We start from the raw sequence: 7,037 nt of genomic DNA, 5'->3' as shown, positions 1-7,037 counted from the left end.
TCCGGCGCCGCGATCGCCGCCGCCCGCATGCTGCGCGGCCGCGGCGTGGACGGCGATATCGTCGCAGTCTGCTCCTCGCACATGGTCACCAGCCTGTGAGGCTGCATCAGGCCAGCGCCGGGGCGCTTCGCCTCCCGCCGCCCCTGCCGGACGCCGGGCAGGCGCGGCCGGCCATCGAGATTCCCTGGCGGGAGGCGTGGCCGGTGCCGCCGGAGGAAATCTGCGCCTGCAGCCGCGAGGCGCTGGTCCACCATGGATACATGACCGGCGCGCTGCAGGCCAGCCGCGGCTGCGCGTTGCGCATCCGCCGGCTGTGGCAGCGGCATGACGCCCGGCGACTGGAGCGCAGCATCCTGTTGCTGGACGAGCGGCAGCGCTGCCACGTGGCGGCCTGGATCAGGATAGAACTGCTGGCGTTCGAGCCGCGGCTGAAGCGCCAGCTGGTGGAGTCTGACCTGCCGTTCGGCAGCATCCTGGCGCGGGCGGGCATCCGTCCGTCGTTCTCCGGCCGGCAGTATTTCGCCTTGCCCGGGCTGTTCGCCGCCAGCGGCGCCATCGCCTACCGCCGCTGCTGCGACCGGCATTACGGGCGCAGCCATCACATGCTGGGCGAGGATGGCCGGGTGCTGGCCGAGGTGTACGAAGCGCTGCCCTGAGCGCCGCGCCGCAGCAAGGAGCCTTGAGTCCCGGCGGGTTCAGCGCAACGCGTGGGTCAGCAGGTAGTAGGCGATGTACAGCCAGCTCAGGAAACCGTGAATGATCGCCCATAGAATGGAATGATTGGCCGACCATGACAGGGCGACCGCGATCAGCGTGCCCAGAGAGAAGCCGTATCCTGCGCGGCGCGTGTTCATGATGGAGAGACTCCTGCAGAAAGTGGATGGGGCCAGTGTACGGCCATCGGCCATATCGTGGCATGATTGGCTTAAACGCGGCCGGCGGGATTTCGTATGCATGCCGTGCGGCATGGCTTGGGCCGCGCCGGGCTTTTTCAATCCAGAATTCAGGTGACAGATGGGCATCAAACGACTCAACCACGCGGTGCTTTACGTCAGCGACGTGGCGGGCAGCGCGGCTTTTTACCGCGATGTGCTGGGCTTTCGCCCCAAGGGCGACGCCGCTTCCCGCCGCGCGGTGTTCGCGCAGGCCGCGCATTCAGACAACGACCACGATCTGGCGCTGTTCCAGCTCAATCTGGGCCAGCAGCGCTCGGGCCCGTTCAGCCCGAGCGGCGAGACGCCGGCTCTCCATCAGCCCAAGGCCGGCCTGTACCATCTGGCCTGGGAGGTGGACACCATCCAGGAGCTGAAGCGGATACGCGACCATCTGGCCGAGATCGGAAAGCTGGGCATGGAAGAAGACCACGGCGTGCACAAGAGCGTGTACGGCCATGACCCGGACGGCTTGCTGTTCGAGGTGTGCTGGTTCGTGCCGGAGGCTGCGCTGGACGCGCGCGACCGCGAACCCGGCGACGGCCGGCTGGATTGGGCGCGCGAGCTGGCCCGCGGCGTTTAGCCGTTATCCGGCAGATAGGCCGCGCGCAGCCGCGGCAATTGCCGCCACAGGCATTCGGCCTGCCGCGGGTGGCGGTGGGCGTAGCCGCGGCTGAACACCCAGTAATAGGTTTTGCTGAGCAGGGGCGGCGACAGCCGGCGGATCTTGAGTTCCGGATGATGTCGCAGGTAGAGGTCGCCGGCTTGCCGATGCACCGCGTAGGCCTGGATGCGGCCCGCTTGCAGCTTGGCGAAGTTGTCGCCGATGGCGTTGCCGTTTTCCACCCGCAGGCCTAGCGCCCGCAGATCCCGTTCTATGGACCAGCCGCGATTGATGCCGACCGGTCCTTCCAGGCCGCGCAGCCGGGCGCCGTTCCAGCTCAGGTCGCTGTCGTCGCGGATGTAGAAGGCATAGTCGAAGGTGGCCATGCGGCGGCTGGGGTCCGCCTGGCCGTCGCGCATCGGGTAGGCCATCAGGCCGCGGCGAGGAGCTTGGTAGGACAGCAGCAGCGCGCCGTCCAGCCGGTCCAGGCCCAGGTTCTGCACCAGGCGCTTGCCCGGTTGGCGCAAAAAGCGCGCGTCCAGCCCGCAGCGGCGCAGCGCGCTCCGCGCCAGGTCGATGGCCCGGCCGCGGGGCGGGCTGTCGGCCGCCGGGTCTTCGATCATATAGGGACTGGTCAGCGCGTCGCTGATGCCGACGCGCAGCGGTTCCGCGGCGGACAGCGACAGAGGGCATAGACAAGCCAGCGCGATGGGCAGACGGGACATCGGATATTCGGAATGGGTAAAGGTCTGCCCATTTTATCAAAATTAATTGAAAATATGCCGATTGTTTCATCATTGTTTGATTGACAATCAACTGTACTAGCCGCCACGCTCCAATCCCAGCTCCTGAATCTTGCGGGTCAGCGTGTTGCGCCCCCAGCCCAGCAGGTGGGCGGCTTCCACCCGGCGGCCGCCGGTATGGCCGAGGCTGGCGCGGATGCAGGTGGTTTCGAAGCGGCGGGTCAGCTCGTCGACGATGCCGACGTCGCCGGCGCGCAGCCGGCGGCGGATTTCCTCCTCCAGCATCCGGTTCCAGTCTCCGTCCGGGCATGCGGCGGCCTCGGCTTGCGGCTCGCGCAGCTCCGGCGGCAAGTCGGCCACTTCGACGGTCTGGCCCGGCGCCATTACGCAGATCCACTGACACAGGTTTTCCAGCTCGCGGACATTGCCGGTGAAGGCGCTGCGCTGGATCAGCGCCATCGCCGCCTCGGACAGGCGCTTGGACTCGACGCTCAGCTGCGCAGCGCTCTTGGCCAGGAAGTGGCGGGCCAGGAGCGGGATGTCCTCGCGCCGTTCGCGCAGCGGCGGCAGCCGCAGCCGGATCACGTTGAGGCGGTGGTACAGGTCTTCGCGGAACTGGCCGTCGCGCACCCGCTGTTCCAGATTCTGGTGGGTGGCGGCGATCACCCGCACATTGGCCTTGATCGGCGTGTGGCCGCCGACGCGGTAGAAATGGCCGTCGGACAGCACCCGCAGCAGCCGGGTCTGCAGCTCGGTCGGCATGTCGCCGATCTCGTCCAGGAACAGCGTGCCGCCTTCGGCTTCCTCGAAGCGTCCGCGACGCGTGGCCAGCGCGCCGGTGAACGCGCCTTTCTCGTGGCCGAACAGCTCCGACTCCAGCAGATCCTTCGGTATCGCCGCGGTATTGAGCGCGATGAAGGGCTTGCCGGCGCGCACCGAGTGGCGGTGCAGCGCCTCGGCCACCCGCTCCTTGCCGGTGCCGGATTCGCCGGTGATCAGCACGGTGACGTTGGACTGGGCCAGCCGGCCGATGGCGCGGAACACGTCCTGCATCGCCGGCGCCTGGCCCAGAAGCACCGGCATCGCTTCCGGACTATCCGCGCCGGCGTCCTGCGCCTCGCTCTCGGCCAATGCGCGCTCGATCAGCAGCACCGCCTGGTCGATGTCGAACGGTTTGGGCAGGTATTCGAAGGCGCCGCCCTGGAAGGCCGACACCGCGGAGTCCAGGTCGGAGTGGGCGGTCATGATGATCACCGGCAGCTGCGGATGCTCGGTCTTGACCTTGGCCAGGAATTTCAGGCCGTCGGTGCCCGGCATGCGGATGTCGGAAATGATGGCCTGCGGCTTGTCGTCGTACAGCGCATTGAGCGCGTCGTCGGCGCTGGCGAAGCTGTCGAAGGCGATGCCGGCGCGGGTCAGCGCCTTCTCCAGCACCCAGCGTATCGCCTTGTCGTCGTCTATGATCCAGACCGGCTTGGCCATGGCGTTTCTCCTCGTGTTCTTTTGTCGTTATCCGGCTTCGCCGCCGAAGGGCAGCAGCACGGTGAAGCAGGTCTGGCCCGGCCGAGAGTCGAACTCTATGCTGCCGCCGTGCTGGTGGACGAAGGCCTGGGCCAAGGTCAGCCCCAGGCCGGTGCCTTCGGCGCGGCCGGTGACCAGCGGGTAGAAGATGTGGTCGCGGATGTCGTCGGGAATGCCGGGGCCGTCGTCGACGATCTGCAATTTCAGTGCCAGCTGGTGGCGTTTGCGCGCCAGCGTGATCTGCCGCGCCACCCGGGTGCGCAGCGTGATGCGCCCCTGGCCGCGCAGCGCCTGCACCGCGTTGTTGACGATGTTGAGCACCACCTGGATCAGCTGTTCCTTGTCGGCGGACAGCAGCGGCAGGCTGGTGTCGTAGTCGCGGACCACGGTTAGGCCTTGCGGATGCTGGGCCAGCGCGATGCTGCGCACTCGCTCCAGCACCTCGTGGATGTTGATCGGCCCGCGATTGTGGCTGCGGTGCGGCGCCAGCAGCCGATCCACCAGCGTCTGCAGCCGCAGCGCCTCCTCGGTGATCACCTCGGTGTATTCCTTCAGCTCCGGCCGGTCGGCCAGCTCGTGCTCCAGCAACTGCGCCGCGCCGCGGATGCCGCCCAGCGGGTTCTTGATCTCGTGCGCCAGATTGCGGATCAGCTCGCGGTTGGCCTGGTGCTGCATCAGCGAGCGCTCTTCGTTGGCGATCTTCAGCTGCTGGTCCAGCGGCCTGAGCTCGATCAGCGCCTGGCAGCCTTCGACATCGATCGGCGTGATCGACAGCATCACGTGCAGCGCCGCGTCGTTGTGCAGCGGCTTCAGCTCCAGGTCGTGCTCGATGTAGCTGGCACCCTGGCCGAGCGCGGTGGCGAGCGCCTGGACCAGCTCGGGGCAGGGCTGGAACAGGTCGGGCAGCGCATGGCGCAGCAATTCGCGGCTGCCCAGCGCCAGCAGGTTTTCGCAGGCGGGATTGACGAAGCGCAGCGCGGCGTCGGCGTCGCAGATCAGCACCGGGGTGTCCAGGAGCTCCAGTCCGGCAAAGCTGGGTATCGTCATGGGATGGCTTGGATGGTGGTGTCGCGCTGAATGCAGCAATAAGCGCGCCAGCCCGTAGGACCGCGCCGCGGGGCGCGGGCGCGCATCCTGGCGCAAGTGTGCACCATAATGGTGCGCATGGCTATGGCAGGCCCAGTTCCTTCTTCAGCGCCTGGACGTTCTTTTCGCGGTCAGTGACTTCGTTCTGCAGTTTTTGCACCCGGTCCAGATACTTCTGGTAGTTGCGGGCCTCGTCTCCCAGCCGCACCGCCTTGCCGTCGGCCAGCGCCTTCTTGGCGGCGTCCAGCGCCTTGGCTTCGTTGGACAGCTCTTGCTCCAGTATCTTTTTGCGGCCGCCGTCGCGCTGCTTCTGGGTATCGGCGTCCACATTGGGATAGCCGCCGGACGCGGCGGGCTTGCCGGCGGAGGCGCCGTTGTTCTTGGCGCGCTGGCTGGGATAGGAGGACAGCGGGTTCAGCTTGATCGGCTGCGCGCCGCGAATCGGCACATTGGTGTAGGTGACGTTGCCTTGCGGGTCGACGTACTTGTAGATGGTGGCCGCCTGGGCCGCCCCGCAGGCCAGCAGCAGGCAGAGTGCGAATGTCTTCATCGTCCGGATACAGGGTGTGGATCGCCCTTGCATGATAAGCAAATCGGGCCGTCGCGTCATTTATGCGAGAGCAAGAAAAACGGCAGCCTGGGCTGCCGTTCTGATTGACGCGTTTTCTGCTTACAGCGAGTAGTACATCGCGAATTCCACCGGGTGGGTGGTCATGCGGGCCAGGTTGACTTCCTGCATCTTCAGCTCGATGTAGGCATCGATCCACTCGTTGGAGAACACGCCGCCGCGGGTCAGGAACTCGCGGTCCTTGTCCAGGGCGGCCAGCGCTTCGTCCAGGCTGGCGCACACGGTCGGGATCAGCTTGTCCTCTTCCGGCGGCAGGTCGTACAGGTTCTTGTCCGCAGCGTCGCCCGGGTGGATCTTGTTCTGGATGCCGTCCAGGCCGGCCATCAGCAGCGCGGAGAAACACAGGTACGGGTTGGCCAGCGGATCCGGGAAGCGGGCTTCGATGCGGCGGCCCTTCGGGCTGGCCACGTGCGGGATGCGGATCGAGGCGGAGCGGTTCTTGGCCGAGTAGGCCAGCTTCACCGGCGCTTCGTAGTGCGGCACCAGGCGCTTGTAGGAGTTGGTGCCCGGGTTGGTGATCGCGTTCAGCGCCTTGGCGTGCTTGATGATGCCGCCGATGTAGTACAGCGCGGTGTCGGACAGGCCGGCGTAGCCTTCGCCCGCGAACAGGTTCTTGCCGTCTTTCCAGATGGACTGGTGGACGTGCATGCCGGAGCCGTTGTCGCCGACGATGGGCTTGGGCATGAAGGTGGCGGTCTTGCCGTAGCTGTGGGCGACGTTGTGCACCACGTACTTCAGGATCTGGGTCCAGTCGGCGCGCTGGGTCAGCGTGCTGAACTTGGTGCCGATCTCGTTCTGGCCGGCGGTGGCCACTTCGTGGTGGTGCACTTCAACCGGCACGCCCAGCTCTTCCAGCAGCAGCACCATCGCGGAGCGGATGTCTTGCGAGGAGTCCACCGGCGGCACCGGAAAGTAGCCGCCCTTGATGCCCGGACGGTGGCCCATGTTGCCGCCTTCGAATTCCTCGGCGGACGCCCATGCGGCTTCCTCGGCCTTGATCTTGACGAAGCAGCCGGACATGTCGGCGCCCCAGGTGATGCTGTCGAAGATGAAGAATTCCGGCTCCGGGCCGAAGTAGGCGGTGTCGCCGTGGCCGGATGCCTTCAGGTAGGCTTCGGCGCGCTTGGCGATGGAGCGCGGGTCGCGGTCGTAGCCCTTGCCGTCGGCCGGATCGATCACGTCGCAGTGCATGAACACGGTCGGTTCGTCGAAGAACGGGTCGAGGCGGGCGGTGGCCGGGTCGGCCATCAGCAGCATGTCGGAAGCCTGGATGCCTTTCCAGCCGGCGATGGAGGAGCCGTCGAAGGCGTGGCCGCGCTCGAACCACTCGTCGGCGTCTTCCAGCAGCACATGCGCCGGGATGGAGACGTGCTGTTCTTTGCCGCGGGTGTCGGTGAAGCGCAGATCGACAAATTTGACGTCGTTTTCTTGGATCAGTTTGACTACGTCGGCTACTGCCATGTTTTATCTCCTGGAAGGCAACGTGCACCCAAGGGCAAGTGCGTGAAAATTTTGGTACGTCC

General features: G+C 66.4%; 8 protein-coding genes. 2 read left to right on the top strand and 6 right to left on the bottom strand.

Annotated features, from left to right (window positions below):
* Window positions 1–95 precede the first annotated feature (95 nt).
* Window positions 96–656 carry a hypothetical protein gene (locus tag VL52_RS17185; RefSeq protein WP_046158176.1) on the top strand — a complete coding sequence of 187 codons (561 nt, stop codon included), beginning with the start codon at window positions 96–98 and terminating at the stop codon, window positions 654–656.
* 39 nt (window positions 657–695) lie between these two features.
* Here the strand turns inward: VL52_RS17185 and VL52_RS25250 are convergent, their stop codons facing one another.
* Entirely contained in the window at window positions 696–854 is a 159-nt protein-coding gene (locus VL52_RS25250) for a hypothetical protein (RefSeq protein ID WP_186009511.1), read from the bottom strand.
* A 160-nt stretch (window positions 855–1,014) separates the two neighbouring features.
* Between VL52_RS25250 and VL52_RS17180 the strand changes: the two genes are divergently transcribed.
* Window positions 1,015–1,515, top strand: a complete 501-nt coding sequence (locus VL52_RS17180; RefSeq protein ID WP_046158175.1) for a VOC family protein — start codon at window positions 1,015–1,017, stop codon at window positions 1,513–1,515.
* Here the strand turns inward: VL52_RS17180 and VL52_RS17175 are convergent.
* The 5 genes from VL52_RS17175 to glnA form a co-directional block, all read right to left on the bottom strand.
* Window positions 1,512–2,261, bottom strand: coding sequence for a substrate-binding periplasmic protein (locus VL52_RS17175; RefSeq protein ID WP_046158174.1), 750 nt, complete (start codon window positions 2,259–2,261; stop codon window positions 1,512–1,514). The two genes, VL52_RS17180 and VL52_RS17175, sit on opposite strands and share 4 nt — an antisense overlap.
* A 96-nt stretch (window positions 2,262–2,357) precedes the next feature.
* Entirely contained in the window at window positions 2,358–3,761 is a 1,404-nt protein-coding gene (gene ntrC, locus VL52_RS17170) for a nitrogen regulation protein NR(I) (protein WP_046158173.1), read from the bottom strand.
* Window positions 3,762–3,788: 27 nt separating this feature from the next.
* On the bottom strand, window positions 3,789–4,847 hold the full coding sequence (gene glnL, locus VL52_RS17165) for a nitrogen regulation protein NR(II) (RefSeq protein WP_046158172.1): 1,059 nt from the start codon (window positions 4,845–4,847) through the stop codon (window positions 3,789–3,791).
* Window positions 4,848–4,968: 121 nt separating this feature from the next.
* Window positions 4,969–5,436, bottom strand: a complete 468-nt coding sequence (locus VL52_RS17160; protein ID WP_021479023.1) for a DUF4124 domain-containing protein — start codon at window positions 5,434–5,436, stop codon at window positions 4,969–4,971.
* 120 nt (window positions 5,437–5,556) lie between these two features.
* Window positions 5,557–6,975, bottom strand: a complete 1,419-nt coding sequence (glnA, locus tag VL52_RS17155; protein WP_021479022.1) for a type I glutamate--ammonia ligase — start codon at window positions 6,973–6,975, stop codon at window positions 5,557–5,559.
* Window positions 6,976–7,037 lie beyond the last annotated feature (62 nt).

Source organism: Chromobacterium vaccinii, from assembly GCF_000971335.1.
GTDB lineage: Bacteria > Pseudomonadota > Gammaproteobacteria > Burkholderiales > Chromobacteriaceae > Chromobacterium > Chromobacterium vaccinii.
Note: the sequence above shows the minus strand (reverse complement) of the source record. Positions and strands in the feature narration are given on the sequence as shown.